Origin of the sequence: Streptomyces fodineus (assembly GCF_001735805.1) — a bacterium.
Classification (GTDB): Bacteria; Actinomycetota; Actinomycetes; order Streptomycetales; family Streptomycetaceae; genus Streptomyces; species Streptomyces fodineus.
In genome coordinates, this window is sequence record NZ_CP017248.1 from 5,411,344 (window position 1) to 5,428,420 (window position 17,077).

Annotated in this window: 21 protein-coding genes; 9 read left to right on the top strand and 12 right to left on the bottom strand. The window is 67.8% G+C overall.

Annotated elements, in window-relative coordinates; all coding sequences use genetic code 11:
• Positions 1-48: 48 nt before the first annotated feature.
• The gene (locus tag BFF78_RS23100; protein WP_069780139.1) at positions 49-810 is read left to right on the top strand and encodes a phosphoglyceromutase; all 762 of its coding nucleotides are present in this window, start codon (positions 49-51) and stop codon (positions 808-810) included.
• A gap of 80 nt (positions 811-890) precedes the next feature.
• Here the strand turns inward: BFF78_RS23100 and BFF78_RS23105 are convergent, their stop codons facing one another.
• The 10 genes from BFF78_RS23105 to BFF78_RS23150 all read right to left on the bottom strand — a co-directional run bounded on the left by BFF78_RS23105 (position 891) and on the right by BFF78_RS23150 (position 7,823).
• On the bottom strand, positions 891-2,135 hold the full coding sequence (locus tag BFF78_RS23105; RefSeq protein ID WP_069780140.1) for a tyrosine-type recombinase/integrase: 1,245 nt from the start codon (positions 2,133-2,135) through the stop codon (positions 891-893).
• A complete protein-coding gene (locus BFF78_RS23110) occupies positions 2,135-2,374 on the bottom strand; it encodes a helix-turn-helix transcriptional regulator (RefSeq protein ID WP_069780141.1) in 240 nt (79 codons plus the stop codon). The genes BFF78_RS23105 and BFF78_RS23110 overlap by 1 nt, the downstream gene beginning before the upstream one ends.
• Entirely contained in the window at positions 2,367-3,644 is a 1,278-nt protein-coding gene (locus BFF78_RS23115; RefSeq protein ID WP_079161433.1) for a replication initiator, read from the bottom strand. The genes BFF78_RS23110 and BFF78_RS23115 overlap by 8 nt, the downstream gene beginning before the upstream one ends.
• Positions 3,645-3,801: 157 nt before the next feature.
• Entirely contained in the window at positions 3,802-4,047 is a 246-nt protein-coding gene (locus tag BFF78_RS23120) for a SpdD protein (protein WP_069780143.1), read from the bottom strand.
• Positions 4,048-4,072: 25 nt separating this feature from the next.
• Positions 4,073-4,267 (bottom strand): hypothetical protein, encoded by a 195-nt coding sequence (locus tag BFF78_RS23125; RefSeq protein WP_020940615.1) that lies wholly within the window; start codon positions 4,265-4,267, stop codon positions 4,073-4,075.
• Positions 4,268-4,283: 16 nt separating this feature from the next.
• The gene (locus BFF78_RS23130; RefSeq protein WP_069780144.1) at positions 4,284-4,475 is read right to left on the bottom strand and encodes a mobile element transfer protein; all 192 of its coding nucleotides are present in this window, start codon (positions 4,473-4,475) and stop codon (positions 4,284-4,286) included.
• Positions 4,476-4,485: 10 nt separating this feature from the next.
• The gene (locus BFF78_RS23135) at positions 4,486-5,100 is read right to left on the bottom strand and encodes a DUF2637 domain-containing protein (RefSeq protein WP_069780145.1); all 615 of its coding nucleotides are present in this window, start codon (positions 5,098-5,100) and stop codon (positions 4,486-4,488) included.
• Between the two features lie 33 nt (positions 5,101-5,133).
• Positions 5,134-6,510 carry an FtsK/SpoIIIE domain-containing protein gene (locus BFF78_RS23140; RefSeq protein WP_069780146.1) on the bottom strand — a complete coding sequence of 459 codons (1,377 nt, stop codon included), beginning with the start codon at positions 6,508-6,510 and terminating at the stop codon, positions 5,134-5,136.
• A complete protein-coding gene (locus tag BFF78_RS23145) occupies positions 6,510-6,866 on the bottom strand; it encodes an SCO3933 family regulatory protein (protein WP_053710567.1) in 357 nt (118 codons plus the stop codon). The genes BFF78_RS23140 and BFF78_RS23145 overlap by 1 nt, the downstream gene beginning before the upstream one ends.
• 168 nt (positions 6,867-7,034) lie before the next feature.
• Entirely contained in the window at positions 7,035-7,823 is a 789-nt protein-coding gene (locus BFF78_RS23150) for a GntR family transcriptional regulator (protein ID WP_069780147.1), read from the bottom strand.
• A 109-nt stretch (positions 7,824-7,932) separates the two neighbouring features.
• On the opposite strand from BFF78_RS23150, the gene BFF78_RS23155 reads away from it, so the two are divergent.
• From BFF78_RS23155 to BFF78_RS23170, 5 genes are all read left to right on the top strand, one after another.
• Positions 7,933-8,340 (top strand): NUDIX hydrolase, encoded by a 408-nt coding sequence (locus BFF78_RS23155; protein ID WP_069780148.1) that lies wholly within the window; start codon positions 7,933-7,935, stop codon positions 8,338-8,340.
• Between the two features lie 46 nt (positions 8,341-8,386).
• Entirely contained in the window at positions 8,387-8,815 is a 429-nt protein-coding gene (locus tag BFF78_RS23160; RefSeq protein WP_069780149.1) for an ATP-binding protein, read from the top strand.
• Positions 8,809-9,198: a hypothetical protein gene (locus BFF78_RS48365; RefSeq protein WP_079161434.1), complete on the top strand. Its 390-nt coding sequence runs from the start codon at positions 8,809-8,811 to the stop codon at positions 9,196-9,198. The genes BFF78_RS23160 and BFF78_RS48365 overlap by 7 nt, the downstream gene beginning before the upstream one ends.
• 53 nt (positions 9,199-9,251) lie before the next feature.
• The gene (locus BFF78_RS23165; RefSeq protein ID WP_227025913.1) at positions 9,252-9,503 is read left to right on the top strand and encodes a hypothetical protein; all 252 of its coding nucleotides are present in this window, start codon (positions 9,252-9,254) and stop codon (positions 9,501-9,503) included.
• A gap of 1,549 nt (positions 9,504-11,052) precedes the next feature.
• On the top strand, positions 11,053-11,658 hold the full coding sequence (locus tag BFF78_RS23170; protein ID WP_079161435.1) for a hypothetical protein: 606 nt from the start codon (positions 11,053-11,055) through the stop codon (positions 11,656-11,658).
• A 535-nt stretch (positions 11,659-12,193) separates the two neighbouring features.
• Here the strand turns inward: BFF78_RS23170 and BFF78_RS46310 are convergent.
• Positions 12,194-13,234, bottom strand: coding sequence for an LPO_1073/Vpar_1526 family protein (locus BFF78_RS46310; RefSeq protein WP_159033043.1), 1,041 nt, complete (start codon positions 13,232-13,234; stop codon positions 12,194-12,196).
• On the bottom strand, positions 13,231-13,530 hold the full coding sequence (locus BFF78_RS46315) for a hypothetical protein (protein ID WP_159033044.1): 300 nt from the start codon (positions 13,528-13,530) through the stop codon (positions 13,231-13,233). Before BFF78_RS46315 ends, BFF78_RS46310 begins: the two co-directional genes overlap by 4 nt.
• 390 nt (positions 13,531-13,920) lie before the next feature.
• On the opposite strand from BFF78_RS46315, the gene BFF78_RS23175 reads away from it, so the two are divergent.
• From BFF78_RS23175 to BFF78_RS23185, 3 genes are all read left to right on the top strand, one after another.
• On the top strand, positions 13,921-14,436 hold the full coding sequence (locus BFF78_RS23175; RefSeq protein WP_227025914.1) for an SCO4402 family protein: 516 nt from the start codon (positions 13,921-13,923) through the stop codon (positions 14,434-14,436).
• Between the two features lie 855 nt (positions 14,437-15,291).
• Positions 15,292-16,191 carry a GAF and ANTAR domain-containing protein gene (locus BFF78_RS23180; protein WP_079161844.1) on the top strand — a complete coding sequence of 300 codons (900 nt, stop codon included), beginning with the start codon at positions 15,292-15,294 and terminating at the stop codon, positions 16,189-16,191.
• Complete coding sequence (locus tag BFF78_RS23185) at positions 16,191-16,958, top strand: GAF and ANTAR domain-containing protein (protein ID WP_069780151.1); 768 nt, start codon at positions 16,191-16,193, stop codon at positions 16,956-16,958. Before BFF78_RS23180 ends, BFF78_RS23185 begins: the two co-directional genes overlap by 1 nt.
• Positions 16,959-17,077 lie beyond the last annotated feature (119 nt).

Sequence of the window (17,077 nt, forward strand, 5' to 3'; positions counted from 1 at the left end):
CTGGCCGGGCCGGGCGGGCCCGGGAACCCGTGGATTACGCTCTGTCCCATGGCCGACGCACCGTACAAGCTGATCCTCCTCCGCCACGGCGAGAGCGAGTGGAACGCGAAGAACCTGTTCACCGGCTGGGTGGACGTCAACCTGAACGAGAAGGGCGAGAAGGAGGCAGTCCGCGGCGGCGAGCTCCTGAAGGACGCCGACCTCCTCCCCGACGTGGTCCACACGTCCCTCCAGAAGCGCGCGATCCGCACGGCCCAGCTGGCCCTCGAGGCCGCGGACCGCCACTGGATCCCGGTCCACCGCAGCTGGCGCCTGAACGAGCGCCACTACGGCGCCCTCCAGGGCAAGGACAAGGCGGCCACGCTGGCCGAGTTCGGCGAGGAGCAGTTCATGCTCTGGCGCCGCTCCTACGACACCCCGCCGCCCCCGCTCGCGGACGACTCCGAGTTCTCCCAGGCGCACGACGCCCGCTACGCGACGATCCCGCCGGAGCTGCGCCCGAACACGGAGTGCCTGAAGGACGTCGTCGTCCGGATGCTCCCCTACTGGTACGACGGCATCGTCCCCGACCTCCTGGCCGGCCGCACGGTCCTGATCGCGGCCCACGGCAACTCGCTGCGCGCCCTGGTCAAGCACCTGGACGGCATCTCCGACGCCGACATCGCGGGCCTGAACATCCCCACCGGCATCCCGCTCTCCTACGAACTCGACGCCGACTTCAACCCGATCACCCCGGGCGGCAAGTACCTCGACCCGGCGGCGGCTGCGGCGGCCATCGAGGCGGTCAAGAACCAGGGCAAGAAGAAGTAACCGCCCACGAGTAAGCCCCCTACCTGCGGGTTCTCCGCTGGGAGGGGGCTTTTCGCTGCCGCTGGGCCGTCTCCGGGCCGTCAGGTGCTGGAGGAGGACGACCGGGCCGTGTCGAAGACGGCGGCGACCGCCTTGCGGGTGCGCTCCTGGCTCGACGGCATGAGATGCGCGTACACGCGGAGGGTCAGGCCCGGGTCCGAGTGGCCGAGGTACTCGGCGAGGGCCTTGATGTTCTCGCCCGCGTCCAGGAGCACCGAGGCGTAGAAGTGGCGGAGTGCGTGCATGCCGTTCTCGCGCGACTCGGCGTACGACCCGCCCGGCTTCCGCTCGGGGATCACGCCGGCCGAGGCGAGGGCCCGCTTCCACACCTCCTCGTTGAGCGACGTACGCCAGACGTGCCCGCCGCGCGGCCCGGTGAAGATCAGCCGCTTGGTCACCGGAGGACCGTCCGCCACCTTCCACGGCAAGGTGATCTCGACCGGAGGGAACCGCTTCATGTGGGCCCGAAGGGCGTCAGCGACTGGACCGGGGAGCGGTACGTCCCGGAGCTTGCCACCCTTCGGCGGGGCGAAGACCGGCTTGCTGCGGCTCAGCTTGAGCTGCTGGACCACGTGGAGGGTGTCCGCCTCGAAGTCGATCGCGTCGACGGCCACGCCCAGGATCTCGCCCTGTCGAAGGCCGCAGCCGCCGCCCAGGTCGACCATGGCTTGGTAGCGCTCGGGCATGCCGGCCCGGACGGCGAAGACCCGTTCCGGCGTCCAGGGCAGGACGCGCTTGTTGTCCACAGTCGGTGGACGGACTGAGCGAGCGGCGCACGGATTCCGGGGAAGGTGCCCGTCGTCCACGGCCGCGCTCAGGGCGGCACGCACGTTGGAGTAAATCGTCCGGGCATACGAGCCACGGACGCCGTTCTCCTGGAGCTGCCGCACCCAATCGCGGATGTGAGCGGGCTGGAAGGAACCGAGTGGGCGCGCCCCCAGGTAGGGGTAGGCGTGCAACCGAAGCTGCGACTCCATCGAGGCCTGAGTGTTCGGGTCCGGCGCGTGGGTCACCCACTTCTCGGCGTACTGCTGGAAGGTGATCCTGGCCGCGCGGGGGTCGATGTACTGACCCCGCGCCATGTCCGCTTCGGTCTGCGTCAGCCACTGTTCGGCGAGCCGCTTCTGACGGTCGGGGAAGCTCTTGGACTTCTCCGTGCCGTCCGGGCCGACGTAGCGAGCGCGGTAGCGGAGACCCGAGCCGTAGCGCTCGGTCTTGACCTTGCGTACCTTCCCGTCCGGGCCGGTCTCGGTCCGGTACCAGCGGTCCTGGATGTGCCCGGCCATCAGGCGGCGGCCCCTTCCCGTAGGGACTCGACCCAGGCTTGGACGTCCGCTGGGTCGTAGCGCAGGTGCCGGCCGACCCGGAAGCCTCGGGGACCGGTGCGCTTGCGGCGCCACTGGTAGACCGTCTCGACGCTGGGCAGATCGAACATCACCACCAGGTCGTCAGGAGTCAGGTACCTCGACGGCAGACCACCGGACTCGGAGGCGGTTTCCGCGACAGCGAGGCGTCGGCTACCCATGGGTGGGCTCTCCTTCGGTTCCGGGCGCGGGTTCGAGGGACGCGGCCAGCCAGGCTTCCGCGTCGGACAGGCCGGTGCCGGCGAAGACCCAGTGGGCGAGGACGTAAGTCGTGTCCGCCGGCCGTTCGTCGGTTGCTGCCTGGGCTCGGCGCCATTCGGCGCGGGCGTCGCGGAGGGCGCCAAGGGTGGTGGAGTAGCGGCGGGACTTGGTGGAGAAGTGGCCGCGGAACCCGAGCATGTGGGCCCAGGCGCGCAGGCGGAGGTGTTCGAGGTCCTTGCGGGCGCCGAGGGTCCAGGCCGTTCGGATGAGGCGGCGGGCGTGCTCGCTGATGTCGAGCTGGGCGAGTTCGGCGGCGAACTTGAGCGGGCGGTCGAGAGCTCCCGTGGCGGTCTCGGCGCCCTTGGTGGCGTACTTGGCGATGTAGGCGGCGACGGCCCGCTCGGTCAGCTCCTGGCCGCCGTCGAAGTCGGCCGAGCGGATGGTGCGCACGTCGAGCTGTCGGCCGAAGGCGAAGGTGTGCGCACGGCCGTCGATGACGGGGCCGTCGACGTGGACCTTGGCGGCGGCGGCCTCGATGGCGTCCGTGAGCAGTTCGGCGGTCGCCCAGGCTGGGGGCGGAGTGTCGCCGCCGGGGCCGTCGAGGCGGATCACGGCGTGGAAGTGGACTGCTCCGCGCTTCTGGTACTCGGCGACCTTGGCGAACGAGACGCGGGCGTGCTGGCGGAAGTGGCGCTGTGACAGGCCCGCGCGCTTGGCGGCCTCTCGGCGGAGGTAGATGGAGAAGCGCCGCCAGAGCTGTCCGGCGTGCGCGTTCCAGAGGACGGCCGCTTCGTAGTCGTACGTGTCCGGGGCGAGCGGTGTGCCAAGGGCGTCGTCGTCCTGGTCGTGGTGGGTGCCACAGCGACAGGAGCGGCCGTCCGTGCGGCGGTTGTGGACCGGGCCGAAGCCGGGGGCGGTGAAGGTGGCGAAGACGCGAGGGTGGGCGGCGACGTGTTCCGGAGTGCCCTTGCCGCCGCGCAGTCCAGCGGTGATCAGGTGGAAGGTGTCGCGGCGGTAGACCTCGGCGCAGGCCGGACAGCGGGTGGTCCGACGGTTGTTGCAGCGGACGAGGAGTTGGCCGGCCGGGAGGGCGGTCGAGTCGAGGTGCTGGAGGACACGGCCGATCTCGCCGGTCGTGGTGTCGACGTCGTACTCGGTGCGGTGGCCGTCCAGCCGGATGGGGTGCGTGCAGCCGCCGAGCCCGGAGAGCTGACGGAGGATACCCGGCAGGGTGCCGTCGGCGGCGAGGTTGCTGAGTTCCGGGAGTGGCGGCGGGGTGGTGCGGGCGAAGATGGCGGTCTCCTTCTGACGGGCACTGTCGGGAGGGATGGGCCACCGGGGCGGCGGATGCTTGGCCGTGTCACGCCGCCCCGGAGGTCTGGGCGCCTCAGCGCCGGTTGTGCTCGTGGAGCAGCGAGCGCAGGACCACGGCGGCGATGGCCACGGAGATGGCCGTGACGGCGACGGCGGCCAGGAGCGCGGTGAGGACCACGCCCGCGACGACCACGGCCGCGACCGTCTTCTGGTCGATGGAGATCGACGGCAGGGCGCGTCGGGTGGGAGCCGGGTCGGTCGGGGCGTGCGTGTGAACCGGCGGCGGAGTCGGGTTGTCCGGGTACTTGGGCAGGAACACGGCGGGCTTCTCCTTGCCTACTCGTCTAGTCATGTGAGCCGTTTACGACACCCACGCCGGACCGCGTGCCGGACTCGATGGCGGGCGCGAGGAAGGTGTGCGAGAGCCAGAAGCCGAACAGGGCGATGAGGACGACGATCCAGGTGCGGACGCCGAGGAACTTGATCGCTCCCCAGGCGAAGAAGCCGAGAACGACGACGAGCGGCAGGCTGACGGTCACGGTGGTCCGGGTCCTTTCAGCGGGTGGGGCAACGATGGGTGCGGGCGGCCAGTTCGGCGGCGGCGCGGCTGTCGTAGTCCGCGGAGAAGCCGCAGCGCGGGGCGGTGCAGGCAGCGGTGTGCTTCTCGCGGCCTCGGTTGTCGTAGGCGGTGCCGACCTGGACGGGGCCGATGCGGGTGACGTTGCGGAAGCTGCGGTTGGCGGTCATGGATCTCCTCTCAGAGGTGGGCGGCGATGGCTTCGGCCATGGGCACCGGGACGCCGAGGCGAGCGCGCAGGGTCGGGGTGTCGATCGGGGTGCCGGTCCGGGCGTGGTGCTCGGCGGCGACCTTGCGGGCGTGGGCGACCAGGGCGGACGGCACGGGTACGGGCGGGGGCTGGGGCGGTGCCTCGATGGCGGGGTGGGCTAGCGGCTCGGGCGCGGTTTCGGGCCCGTCCTCCTCGGTGACCTCCGGACCGAGGCCCGTCTTTGGCGCGGTGTGCGCGAGGAGGGTGCCGCCGAGGAAGGCGACGGCGGGCCAGCCGGCGACGAGGATGCGTAGCCAGGCCGGGACGTTGCCGAGGTCGAGGAGGCCGGCGGTGGCGACGTTGGCGCCGAGGGATGCGGTGAGTGCGACGACGAACCAGCACCAGGCCGCCGTTTTGGTTGTGCCAGAGCGCAGTCGACGCCAGGCGGCGACGAGCAGCAGGTCGACGGAGACGGGGTAGGCCCAGGCCTTCCAGCCGTCCTGTCCGGCCGCCACGGCGACGTCGTGCAGGTGGGCGAAGGACAGCGCGGCGGCGATGAGCGCCTGGACGAGCACCGCGTCGACGCGGGCCAAGCGGGCGCGCATGATGCGGCTCCTTCCGGAGTCGAGCGGAGGGAATCAGTCGGTGACCGGGCGGGGCAGGAAGACCGGGGCCGCGGTCCCGACCGGGCGCACGGGTACGTCGGGCCGGAAGGGCTTCAGCGCGGGCAGGTCGGGCACCAGGTGGACCGACTCGCGGCAGGTCTCGGCAGCGTCCCCGAGGGAGAGGTACGGCGTGCGGATGCGGGACCAGCCGCCGGAGGTGTCGCCCGCTACGGCCAGGCCGGGCCGTTCGGGAGCGATGGAACAGGCTGCCTGGACAGCCTCCGGTGCGATGTCGCCGAGGGCCATCTTCGCGGAGGCCTCGTCGTTGACGCGGTGGCAGACGCGGCCGGTCAGCTGGGCGCGGAGCATGGTGGCGCCCTTGCCGAGTTCAGCGCCGAAGCGCTGCCCGCACACCTCCAGATAGATGCCGGCGGCGCGGCCGAGCTGGGCGAGCCGGATGAGCTGGGTGACCATCTCGTCGCGGCGTTCCTCGTCCCTCTTGGTCGCGACGAGGAAGAGTTCAGCGACCTCGTCCACGAACAGAACGATGGGCACGGGGCGTTCGTGCTCGGGCAGGCCCCAGATGTCGGAGGTGATCTCCTCGTCCGGAGTGGCAGGGGCGATGCCCTGCCGGGCCTTGATCAGGTCGTATCGGTCCTCCATCTCGTTGACCAGCACGGGCAGCAGCTCGGCCGCCTGCTCCGGGTCGGTGGCCAGTGCGGAGAGCCGGGGTGCGAAGGGGGCCAGTTCGACGCCCCGCTTGCAGTCGATGCCGACCATGGCGACGGACTGAGGAGAGAGTCCGGCGATCAGGTGGCGCAGGTACATGGACTTGCCGGACAGGGTGGCGCCGAGGGTGAGTTGGTGGGGGATGGTGCGGTAGTCGCGGACGAAGGGAGTGGCGTCCTCTCGCAGTGCGACCGGCACTTCGAGGGGGCCGTGCGCGGTCTTACGGGGCATGCGCACCCGCCGTAAGACGTCGTAGCCGACGAGCCGCAGATCGACGACCCCAGGCTTCACGGTGGTGACGTAGACGGCGTGGACACCCCAGGCGTGCCGCAGTCGCTCGGCAGAGGCCGCGAAGTCGGCGGGCTCTTGGCCCGGCGCCAGGCGAAGACGGATCCGCAGTCCGGTCGTGGTGGGTCGGATGATGCCCCGGCGCGGCGGTGCGGGCCGCACTTCGCGCTGGGTCATGGCCTTGACGGCGAGGACCCGCAGCCGGGAGGGAGCCACGGTCAGGCCGCATGCCTCCATGACCGAGCCGTACGAGCTGAGCAGCCGGACCGTGGACACCGGAAGGCCGACCGTGGACCAGTACGCCGCCGGGTGCTTGGCCCGGGCGTAGGCGGCCCCGCCGCCGAGTGCGGCGACAGGACCACCCACTTCGAGGAGCGTCGTCAGGTCGGACATCAGGCGGCGGCCCCGGAGACGGCCGGGAAGGCGGCCGGGGTCACGGCGGCGGCCCTGTAGGCGATGCCGTGGCGCTGCTGGCCGTTGAAGACGGACTCCCACGGCCGGGCGACGAGGCCGGGCAGCGACACCGGCGAGCCGAGGATCAGGCCCTCGGAGACGCCACCCTCGGGAACGGTGACCTTGATGAGCGAGGACTCACCGTCCTCGATGTAGACGACGCCGATGGTCATCAGCGCCTCGCCGCTGGTCGCGTCCTTGGCGATCTCGCCCGTCTGCCGGTCACGGACCTTCGGCTCCGGAGCCTCCGTGAGGAGGATCGTCGCGGCGGAGGTCTCAACGCGGATGGTGCGCAAGGTACTACCCCTATCTACTCGTCTATACAAGAGTCGACCTGCGAACCCGATCTCCGGGATCACGCGGATCACCTTGCCACACAACTTGCCCACTCGTCTATACGAGTAACCGTGTCGGTGTGTACGAGTTCGGAGAAGCGTCCCCGCGCACTACCGCCGCTCCCGGGATCAGGTCGCCGGGAGCTGGTACGACAGGACGTACGCGTCCGCCGCCATGACCGTGTCGCAGACCTCGACGGCACGCCCCTCGGTGTCGAAGGCGGTCCGGATCAGGTGGATGACGGGCACGCCGGACGCCAGATGCAGGAGCTTCACCTCTGCGGGCGAGGGCATGCGGGCGCGGATCTCCTCCTCGAAGTGGTCGAGGTGGTGCCCCAGCTCTTCGAGGCGGGCGTAGATGCCGCCGGGGCCCGGGTTGGGCTCGGCGATAGGAGTGCCGCGGGCGATGTCGAGCGGGAGGTAGGAGGTCGCGAACTCGACCGGCCGCCCGTCGAGGAGATACCGGCGCCGACGAGCGAGGACCCGTCGCACCGACCCGAGCCGGGTGGAGATGTCCTGGCTTGCCTTCTCTTCCTTGACCTCAAGGCTGTCGACCGTGGGATGGCTGCCTGCTGCGTCGGCCTCAACGATGAAGGCGGACTTGCCCTGCTCGCGGTGGCGCCGGGCGAACCGGTCGGAGGCGAGCCGGCGCACGGGGGGACGCGGCCGGACGAAGACGCCCTTGCCGTGCTCGGCGTGCACCAGGCCCTCACCGGTGAGGACGGAGAAGGAGTTCCGCACGGTCATCCGGGAGACTCCGTAGTGCTCGACCAGCTCGGCTTCGGAGGGCAGCTTCTCGCCCTCACGGAATCGCCCACGGTCGATGGCCTCGCGCAACTGGTCGGCGATCTGCCGGAAGACCGCACGATCGCTCGTGGGGTCGAGATCACCGAGGAGGCCCGAAGGAAGAGGGCTCACGTGAGTACTCCTTTAGGTATCTAGACGAGTGGGCGAGTTCTGTTGCTACGGTGGAGAGCCTAGCCAGCCGAGAGGGCCGAGGAACGTGAGCACTGAACGCCCGCACTCCGTGAGCGTCGCCGGGGTCGTCGTGGACGACCAGGGCCGAGCCCTCCTGATCCAGCGCCGGGACAACGGTCACTGGGAGCCGCCGGGCGGCGTCCTCGAACGCGAGGAGACCATCCCGGAAGCTCTTCAGCGCGAAGTCCTCGAAGAGACCGGGATCAAGATCGCGCTTCCCGCGACTCTGACCGGCGTCTACAAGAACATGACGGGCCTGATCATCTCGCTGGTCTTCCGCTGTGAAGCCGCCGACGGTGTGCCCACCACCGGTGACGAGACCCGCGCGCTGCGCTGGGCCACCCGCGAAGAGGTCACCGAGCTTGCCGACGAGGCGTACTCGATCCGCGTCCTGGACGCACTCGACGCGACGACCCCGCCGGCCATCCGCGCCCACGACGGCGTGAAACTCGTCTAGCCCGAACCCGCTGCACATGGCGGCCTACCAGCGTAAAGGAACTTGTATGCACGAGTATACGAGCACGGCTCGGGTCTGGGGGCTGAGTTGCCCAGGATTCCCGGAAGAGGTGAGCCGGGCCCGTCGATGGACCCGTGACATTCTGAGCGGCTCCCCTTTAGCGGAGGACGCCGAACTGATCGTGAGCGAGCTGAGCGCGAACGCGATCCTTCACACGGCGAGCGGCCGGGAGCACGGCACCTTCCATCTGGCCGTCGCGGTCTCCGGCCAGGTGGTGGCGGTCTCGGTCACGGATGACGGCGGCGCGGGGACGGCCCCGAAGGTCGAGCACCAGGACCAGGACGCCGAGCACGGCCGGGGCCTGGGCATGGTCAGCGTCATCGCTCACCGGGTCGTCGTGCACGACAGCGACCAGGGCCACACGGTCACCGCGGAGCTGTACGCAGAAGCACTGCGGGGAGGTCATTCGTGCTGAGTCAGGCAACCCGCCGCGGCTTCTGGTGCGAGTGCTGGACAGAAGACCTCACCGAGCAGCGGGGGCCGGCACTCCTGGCATCCTTCGATGCCTACTCGGCACCGCAGGCCGACCGATGGGTGGCGGTGGCACTCCGCACGATCTCACCAGCCTTGGACCCGGACGCTTCAGACGAGGCGTGGGAGTGGCTGCACGACGGCCGCGCCGAGACCAGGCGAGCCCTACTGCGGTCGGAGTCCTGCACGGTGTCAGTCGTACACGCCGACACCCGCGTCACTTGGACCATCCGACCGGTGGCCTACCTACCGCTAGCCCATCGGACAGAGCTCCCACCCTGCGCCTATGAGTTCAGCCCCAGAACTAGGGTGTCCCCTCTCAACTGACATTGAAGGCCCGGCCTCGTACCTGAAGCCGGGCCTCAGGCATGCTCCGGCACATGAGCGCCTACAGCAGCGACCTGGATCTGACGGTCACCGACGCAACCGGCAACGGCGTCGAGGTGGACGTGGCAACGAACCTGCTGAACGGCATCGTGCGGCTGTCCGTGCTGTGGACCCAGGAGATCTACCTGCGCCCCGACGATGCCGAACAGGTAGCCCAGTCACTGCTACGAGCTGCCGAACACGGCCGCCGCATCGCGGAAGCCGGAGACTCGGGAACTGACCAAACCACCAACCCCAGCAACTGAGTTACAACTTTCTTTACTGGTTCAAGCACCCGTCGTCGCTTCGCTCCTCCGGGCGGGAGCGGGCGGCCGGCGGCGCCCGCGCTCATGTCTCCGCCCCGCTCGGCACCGCCGGCCGCCCGCTCCCGCCCAAGAGGCAGGCACACAGTGCATGAGGTCAGAACACGTCGTGGCTGGGGCGGTCAGCTCCACGACTTTAGCCAGCCACTTTGGCGCGAGCCTCGAAGATCATGGCCCCAACGTCGTGCTTTACCGGGCAGGTCCACAGACTGCCCGACGCGCCGGAAGCTTACGGGGCCATGATCACTCGCGCCAAAGCAGCTCCCGGCCAAAGTCGTTACGCCGACCGCGTGGTTTGCGGATCCGTAGTGATGGGTGAACGTGCTACGGCATGATGCTCGCGTGGAGATCGCACGACTAGTACTCGACTACATCAAGGTCATAGTCTGGCCAGCCACGACTCTCGCAATCGTCTACGGGTTCCGCACCCAACTAGGCGCGTTGATCCGCCGAGTCCGCATGCTGAGTGCCCCAGGCATTGATGCTGAGTTCTCCGAAGAGGTCATCGAGGCCAGCGAGGATGCCGAGGTTGCTGTCCTCACCAACGAGCCTGCAACTAGCAGTGAACCCGCTCACCAAGAACCAGGCGCAAGCCAGGAACCTCAACCGCCTGCGCCTGCTGATCGTCCGTTGGTACGCCCCTATTTGAGACGCTACAGCGCACCAGAGGACGCCCTCCTTGCATACGCCGAGACTCAGCCGGAATCGGCTGTTGTTGCGGCATGGTGGCCCGTAGAGGCTCAACTGCGGCGACTGGAAATGGCAGAGCTAGGAACGACCGCTCGGAGACCTTTGCCGGTCAGGCCCCTAATCGAGCGCCTTAACCTTCCACAAGACATCAGAAACTCGCTTGTGGAGCTCAGCCAGGTACGAAACCGGGCCGCTCACGCACGGCTCCAATACCTGAGCCCGCACGCTGCACTCGCTTACGTCCGAAGCTGCCAGGAGATGGCCGAGTGGCTGGAAAGACGAGGCCAGCAGTCGACACTGTTTTAGTCGGGGGTGACCCAACGGACCCCATCCAAGCTCGATACCCACACCACGCAGTTCGCATCGAGGGGACCCAAGGCCCGGCCCCCAGGCCGTGCCACTGTCGTGCCAGATCGGACGGGGACTCACGGGGAAACGGAGTCCGCAGGGGTACGTCGGCCGAACTCTGACCACGGCAGGAAATCCGCAGCTCACACGCGTGACAGCCCAACCGCGCTCCTAAAGCGGGTGCCGCAGGTTCAAGTCCTGCCGGGGGCACCAGCGCTAAGGCCCGGGGCCGATCTTAGTCCGGGGCCTTGGTTCCGGTCTCCAAAGGTGCCATGAGGCCCGGCGGAATCTACCACTTTGCGGTATACGGCGGTGCGAGTGCACCACCTAGGCTGTTCGTATGAGGCGATCAGACGAGGATCCAGAGCGGCGGCGCAACATTCCTGCGGCAGTTGAGGCCGCTCTCTGGACGCTTAGCAACGGCCGGTGCTACGCCCCTGGGTGCCCCTTTCCTGTGATCTATGAAGTCCGGCCTGGCGTCTATCAGAAGAACGCTCAGATCGCCCACATCATCGGGGTCAAGCGCACTGCCGCCCGCTACCGCCCCTGTTCATCAGAGAAGGAAGCGCGAGAGCGTGAGTCGTTCAAGAACCTGATACTTCTCTGTCTTGCCCATCACGCCGAGGTCGACGACAAGAACCACGGCGAGGAGCGATATCCAGTCGATCTGCTTCGGGAGTGGAAGCGCGCCCACGAAGGCGAGAATGGCGCGGCGTTGGACCGGATCCAGCCACTTAGCGAGGATCAGCTCGCGGCCCTCCTCATCTCGGTGTTCACCCCGCCGGCAACGCGGCTGGAGAAGATCGCCGACCAGTTGGAGCAAACAGGGACGCTCACGTCAGATGCCCTTCGTGAGCTGCGCAACATCGTCACCGTCATATCGGACAAGTCCGGTGGCATGGAAGCGGATAGCGCTCGACGACTGGCTTATGCAGCAGAAGTTTTCGACGCTCAAGGACTTCGGGGCTCCGCGAACTCGCTCGCGCACGCTGCTGACATCCTCCCATCGCTCTTGACTCAGCTCGATCAACGGCTCAAAAAGCTTGGGAACTTCATGTAGGTGCGAGCACGCCCCGACGCTCGCAGGACATGTTGTGCTGCGACGAGACTCTGCGTGCACTTCTGACGCCATAGCGCAGCGACAGCGGCCTTGCCCGCCGAGGCTTGCCCGCAGCTTCTAAGCGCCTGGCCCCTTCCTGCGTGAGTGTCTCACTGCGTGACAACGCCGACGCACGCCGGCGGACGAGCACGGCCGCGTACGGACCATCGGCGGAGGTAAGGAGCACACCGGCCTCAGGCAGCGCCCCTGCCCAAGTTGCTTAGGGACGAAGCAGTCCGTGCCCCAGGCCGTCCAGCATCCAGTTCGGACGTGAGAGCTGCCGGCGCAGTGCCCGGCCCGACCAACTGAGGGCTCCTACGACCCAGCTCCACACACTGTGAATCCCCGTGCCACAACGGACGGCATCGCCCGCCTACAACAATCTCAACCTCACCGGATAGGCGGGCGTTCGGATTGATCACCGACCGCGCCCAGACCAATCAGAGATCATTTACGAGACGAACTTCAGGCAGGCCGAATTGAACATGCCCCTCGCTTATGAAATCCAAATCCCGACGTCGCTATCAAAAGACCCGTTCGTCACTCGACGCAAGTTTGCATGGGCTATCGCGGTACCAATAGCCGTATTTAGGCAGTTCGGTAGTTGGCTACCGTTGTAAGCTCCCACGAGCGGCTCTACTACAGCATCAACCCCCTGAAACTCTGCGAGTATCTCTTCCTCTGTCATGAGATTGGCCTTCATGACGCCAACGATTTCATCTTTCCGTTCCGCCAGCCCGAGACCTTCCAGGGTCCGAATCAACGTCGCCTCATCGACCGCATTGAATTGCCACGAGTTAGGGTTGCGTAGATTATTGGTGATCAAGGGAGTGCCTTCTAGGCCCTTAATCACCGGGTTCTGCTCCAGGTCAAGGCCTCTCGAGAACAGCCCAGGGTATTCGCGACGGAAGCACTCGGGAATCGAAGTCGAACCGATCGAAATAGTTACACACCCAAGGCCGGCAAGGTACTGTACGTCCGAGAGGGTGACAGCCCGGATATTTTCACCGAGTGGGCGCAGATATTCGAGCAACCTGCCGTAGAACTGGTGCTGATTTGCAAGGTTCAGCATTTTGAGCTGCTTAAACACGAATATGCAACTCAATGCCGCGAACTGCGTGTTTGTGAGCTTCTGTGAAACCCTGAGCGCCTCACTGAGAGAAAGACTGGTGATGTTCCGGTCGCTGCGAGAACTTCGGTCTACGAGAATATCTACGAGGACCTCGCCTAGGTCTTCGTCCCCGGTCTTGGCGAATCCTGACTGCGCTTCAAGGATATCCGACTGAAGTCCAGGGTCCTGAATATTTTCGATCGCCTCGGGCTTCCGCTCATGGAGTTCATGAAGGTAGTTCGCAATGAACTCTTCAGCCCGCTCAAAGGCTATTCGATGAGCCTCCTGAGCCAACTTCAGAAAATTGTCACTGAAAACGTCCATCGCAATGTTCTTAGCATCCACGTAACTAATGCCAAAGTTTGCGACTTGCGCCTGAATGTTGGTCGAATCATCACCACCTCGCTGCCGCTGCCGCCAAGTCATCGATCACGTCCAATCTGGTTGTTATCTCCAATAGTGAGATCGCCACCACTCTGGATATTGGTTGAGTTGTTGCCTCCACGCTGCACCTGCCGAGGAGAAGGGCGACCACCCGTGGATCTCTGCCCCTGAACAATCTGGTAAATGCCCAGCGCCAGGGCAATAATGCCTGTAACTGCGCTGACTATTCCGGCGATCTCGTTGGCCTTTTGCAAGCCCAAGTAGGCGCTCAGGCCGATGAGCGCGAGTCCTGCGACTGCTGTGGAACCCCAGAGGATGAGTCGTTGCCTATTTGTCACAGCAGCAGTGTGCTCCAGTCACCGGAAGCCCTGTCTCATCTTGTCCAAGTTGAGACCTGGCAAGCTTGCGCCACCGCGTACGCCGACGTGGCCCAGTGATGGCTCCACTCCGGTCGCGGGGAACCGGCGAGAGCTCGGAAGTACCCACGGTCTCTGCCTTGATGCGCTCCAGGTCAACCACGGGGCCATCGTGCCTGCGAGCGCAGGCGGTTGGGTGTTTCTGACATCCACGAGTGACATCAACGGCCGGACACCAGCACCCCCAGGCGGCCTGACATGGCCAGCATGACCGGGTGGCTCCCCGATAGTGCCGAGGAGGGATCGAACTCCTAAAGCGGTGCTCCGAGAGCGCCGACGTCTCCACCTGCCGCGGTCGCTACGCTCGGAACCGTGAGCGAAGCTGCCCGACTCATAGCGAACCACCGAGTCCACGTCGTACCCGTTGTGTTGGCCCTGGCCAATCCACCATGGCAGCGGGACGTGTGGCTCGACCCGTCGGCGTTCGAAGACCTGAACCATGTCTTCCACACACTCTTCGACGACTTCTGCGACGCCGACGAGCCAGAGCGGTTCCTCGGCGTCAGCCTCCGAAGTGACGAAGAGGTCGTCCTGATGAGAGAGCTCGGTACCGCGCTTAACGCCGCGGCGGCCGAGGCGCCCAACGACACCGACCCGGAGTATCTCCAGGCATCTGCCTGGCCGCAGGTCGTGGCCGTCGCCGGACGCCTCGCTCAAGTCATGGTCGCGAACGACCTAAGGGAACTTGCCGCGCTGCTCGACGGAGCGACCGTGCCAGACGCGTGCCAGATCGTGCGGGGAACCACGGGGAGCAGCGGGGAACAGGCTGGCGGAGATCCAGGCTCCGACACGGCACCACCCCAGGTCGGTTCTGCAACCTCCCCCTAACGCCCCTAGCTTCCCAAGCTGAGGGCTCAGGCACCGTAGTCAGGGGCCGGTCGTCGTGGCTTGCTCTGGTCGACCGCATTGGCAACGTGGCTGAGGCCGGTGGGGGTGCAGCGAGGCACACGTGTTCGTGGTCGGTCGACGTTCTCGCCGTCGTGGCTGACTGTCGTCGGCTGAGGTTCAGACGGCGCGTGTCGAGGGGTACCGGCCGCCAGTCGAGTGCGGCAGAGCTGGGCCGTCCCTGGGCCGCCCGAGGTCGCTCGACAGTGGCCAGTGATGACCAACGACGACCACCAGGCGCACGTGCCCGCCGCCCCTGACCAGCAAAGATCCAGCTCATCAAGATCCCCGGCAAGACCCAGGGCAAGAAGAAGTAAGCGGTAACAGATCAAGCCCCTGCCCGCGAGATTTCCGCCGGCAGGGGCTTCTTCGTCGGACCTACGGAACTTGGCGGTAGAGGGTGTCGGGGCGCGCGATCTTGAGCATGTCCCGCTGTGCGTGCGGCGTGAAGCGCGTGACGTACCCCATGGGGTCAGCCCTGATGGAAGCAAGGGCGGTGGCACTGTCGGCATGCGTACGGCAGGCGGAGGACGGGTCGCTGCCCGGACCCCTTGATGCGCGGCCGGGTGCGCCGGTGGTCGTCCTCGGACCGGGAGCCCGTCCAACGGGCGTCGCAGTATCAGGCGCACCCTCATTCCCAGAGGTCACAGTGCGGCGGTGGCGGCGTCATTGTGGGGTGGGCCACGTAGGTTCTCTGCGGGTGGGAACTCGGGGTGTGGAGTAGTCGGTCCGGGGGTGTCGGACGGGATACTGGTGGATCATGTCTGGTGAGGGCGCGCCGCGACGGGGGTGATGGCCATGGCGCCCGAGCGGCCGCAGAAGCCGGCCGGCGGTGGTGTGCCGCCGGACGGTCAGGCGAGGCTGCGCGTCAGTGAGACGCTGGCCGCCGCGGTGCAGGCTGCGGACGATCCGCAGCAGGTCCCGGGCGCGCTGTGCCAGGCGTGCGTACGACTGCTGCCGGTCAGCGGTTCCTCCGTGTCGATCTCCGGGGGGAAGGGCGTACGCGTCACCTGGTGCGCCAGCGACCGGCTCGCCGCGCGGCTCGCCGAGTTGCAGTACACCGTCGGCGACGGACCCTGCCAGACCGCCCTCGACCAGGGCGCCCCCGTCATCGCGGCCGACCTCACCGCGGGAGCCGACGCCCGCCGCTGGCCGATCTTCGCGCACGAGGCGGTGGAGATCGGCGTCCGCGCCGTCTTCTCGCTGCCCCTCGGCGTCAGCAGCGCCGCGATCGGCACCCTCGACCTGTACAGCGAACGCGCCGGCGGGCTGACCGAGCGGGACATGCGCACCGCGCTGTGGGTGCGGGACGCGGTCACCTACGCGCTCATGAGCCTGCGCCCGGCCGACCACGACCGACCCGGGGAAGAACGCGGCGACACCGAGCAGGACACGGAGGACGAGGTAGCGTCCTGGGTGGCGGCCTCCGAGGCCGACCACACCGAGGTCTATCAGGCGGTCGGCATGGTGATGGTTCAGCTGGACCTGGACCCCGAGCAGGCCCTGGACCGGCTGCGGGCCCGCGCGTACGCCGAGGGCCGCACGGTCAGCCAGCTGGCCCGCGAGGTCCTGGCCCGCAAGCTCCGCTTCCGGAAGGAGCCGGAGACCCCGGAGACGGACGACGGCGGTGGCCGCAGGGACTACGCCGGTGAGGACGGGCGCGACGCCGGGGACGAGGGAAGGGACGGTGAACGGTGATGGGCCGTGAACAACAGCTCGCCGAGGCGCTCGTCGGGCTGGCCGACTCCCTGGCCGACGACATCGACCCGGTGGTGCTCGTCGAGCGCCTGGCCTGCAACTGCGTCGACATCACCGGTGCCGACGCGGTCGGCATCCTGGTCGTCTCCGGCCGCGGCGACCTGCGCACCCTGGCGGTCACCGAGGACGACGCGGGCGCGCTGGAGTTCTTCCAGCTCCAGGCCGACGAGGGCCCCTGCCTGGAGAGCTTCCGCGACAGCCGCCGTATAGACGTCCGGGACCTGGAGCACAGCCGGGACCGCTGGCCGCAGGTCGCCCCCTTCGCCGTACGGCGCGGTTACCGCTCCCTGCACGCACTGCCGCTGCGCGTCCACCAGCAGACCGTCGGCGCCGTCAACCTCCTGTTGCGCAGACCCGGCGGGCTGCCCCCGCTCGATCTGGAGCTGGCCCAGGCGCTCGCCGACGTCACGGCCGTCGCGCTGGTCAACTGGCGCCCGGAGCCGCTGCGTCCGACCGACGTCAGCGCCCGCGTACAGGCCGCCCTCGCCGCCAAGGCCGCCGTCGACATGGCCTGCGGAATGCTCGCCGAGACCGGCGGACTCACCCTCTCCGAGGCCCGCGCCGCCCTGCGTGCCCACGCCGACGACCACTGCCGCCGCCTGGTGGACACGGCCCACGCCCTGGTCCGGCGCACCCTCCACCCGGACGTCGTACTCACCCCCGAGCCCGACGAGCCCGTCGAGTCGTCTGCGCCGCCGAGCCGCTGACCACGTACGTGCTACCGGCCGCCGTGACCGGCCGACGCCCGGCCGCACCGCCCCGGCTCCCCAACTCGCCCTGTTTGCCCCAATAGGCCTACTGACGGCTTTACCTCGCGCGTCTACGC

Coding starts and splice junctions, on each gene's coding strand:
- BFF78_RS23110 (WP_069780141.1), bottom strand. CDS start 2,374: ATGGGTAGCCGACGCCTCGCTGTCGCGGAAACCGCCTCCGAGTCCGGT.
- BFF78_RS46310 (WP_159033043.1), bottom strand. CDS start 13,234: ATGACTTGGCGGCAGCGGCAGCGAGGTGGTGATGATTCGACCAACATT.
- BFF78_RS23185 (WP_069780151.1), top strand. CDS start 16,191: ATGGGCCGTGAACAACAGCTCGCCGAGGCGCTCGTCGGGCTGGCCGAC.
- BFF78_RS23130 (WP_069780144.1), bottom strand. CDS start 4,475: ATGACCGCCAACCGCAGCTTCCGCAACGTCACCCGCATCGGCCCCGTC.
- BFF78_RS23105 (WP_069780140.1), bottom strand. CDS start 2,135: ATGGCCGGGCACATCCAGGACCGCTGGTACCGGACCGAGACCGGCCCG.
- BFF78_RS23165 (WP_227025913.1), top strand. CDS start 9,252: ATGAGCGCCTACAGCAGCGACCTGGATCTGACGGTCACCGACGCAACC.
- BFF78_RS23160 (WP_069780149.1), top strand. CDS start 8,387: ATGCACGAGTATACGAGCACGGCTCGGGTCTGGGGGCTGAGTTGCCCA.
- BFF78_RS23180 (WP_079161844.1), top strand. CDS start 15,292: ATGGCGCCCGAGCGGCCGCAGAAGCCGGCCGGCGGTGGTGTGCCGCCG.
- BFF78_RS23135 (WP_069780145.1), bottom strand. CDS start 5,100: ATGCGCGCCCGCTTGGCCCGCGTCGACGCGGTGCTCGTCCAGGCGCTC.
- BFF78_RS23100 (WP_069780139.1), top strand. CDS start 49: ATGGCCGACGCACCGTACAAGCTGATCCTCCTCCGCCACGGCGAGAGC.
- BFF78_RS23140 (WP_069780146.1), bottom strand. CDS start 6,510: ATGTCCGACCTGACGACGCTCCTCGAAGTGGGTGGTCCTGTCGCCGCA.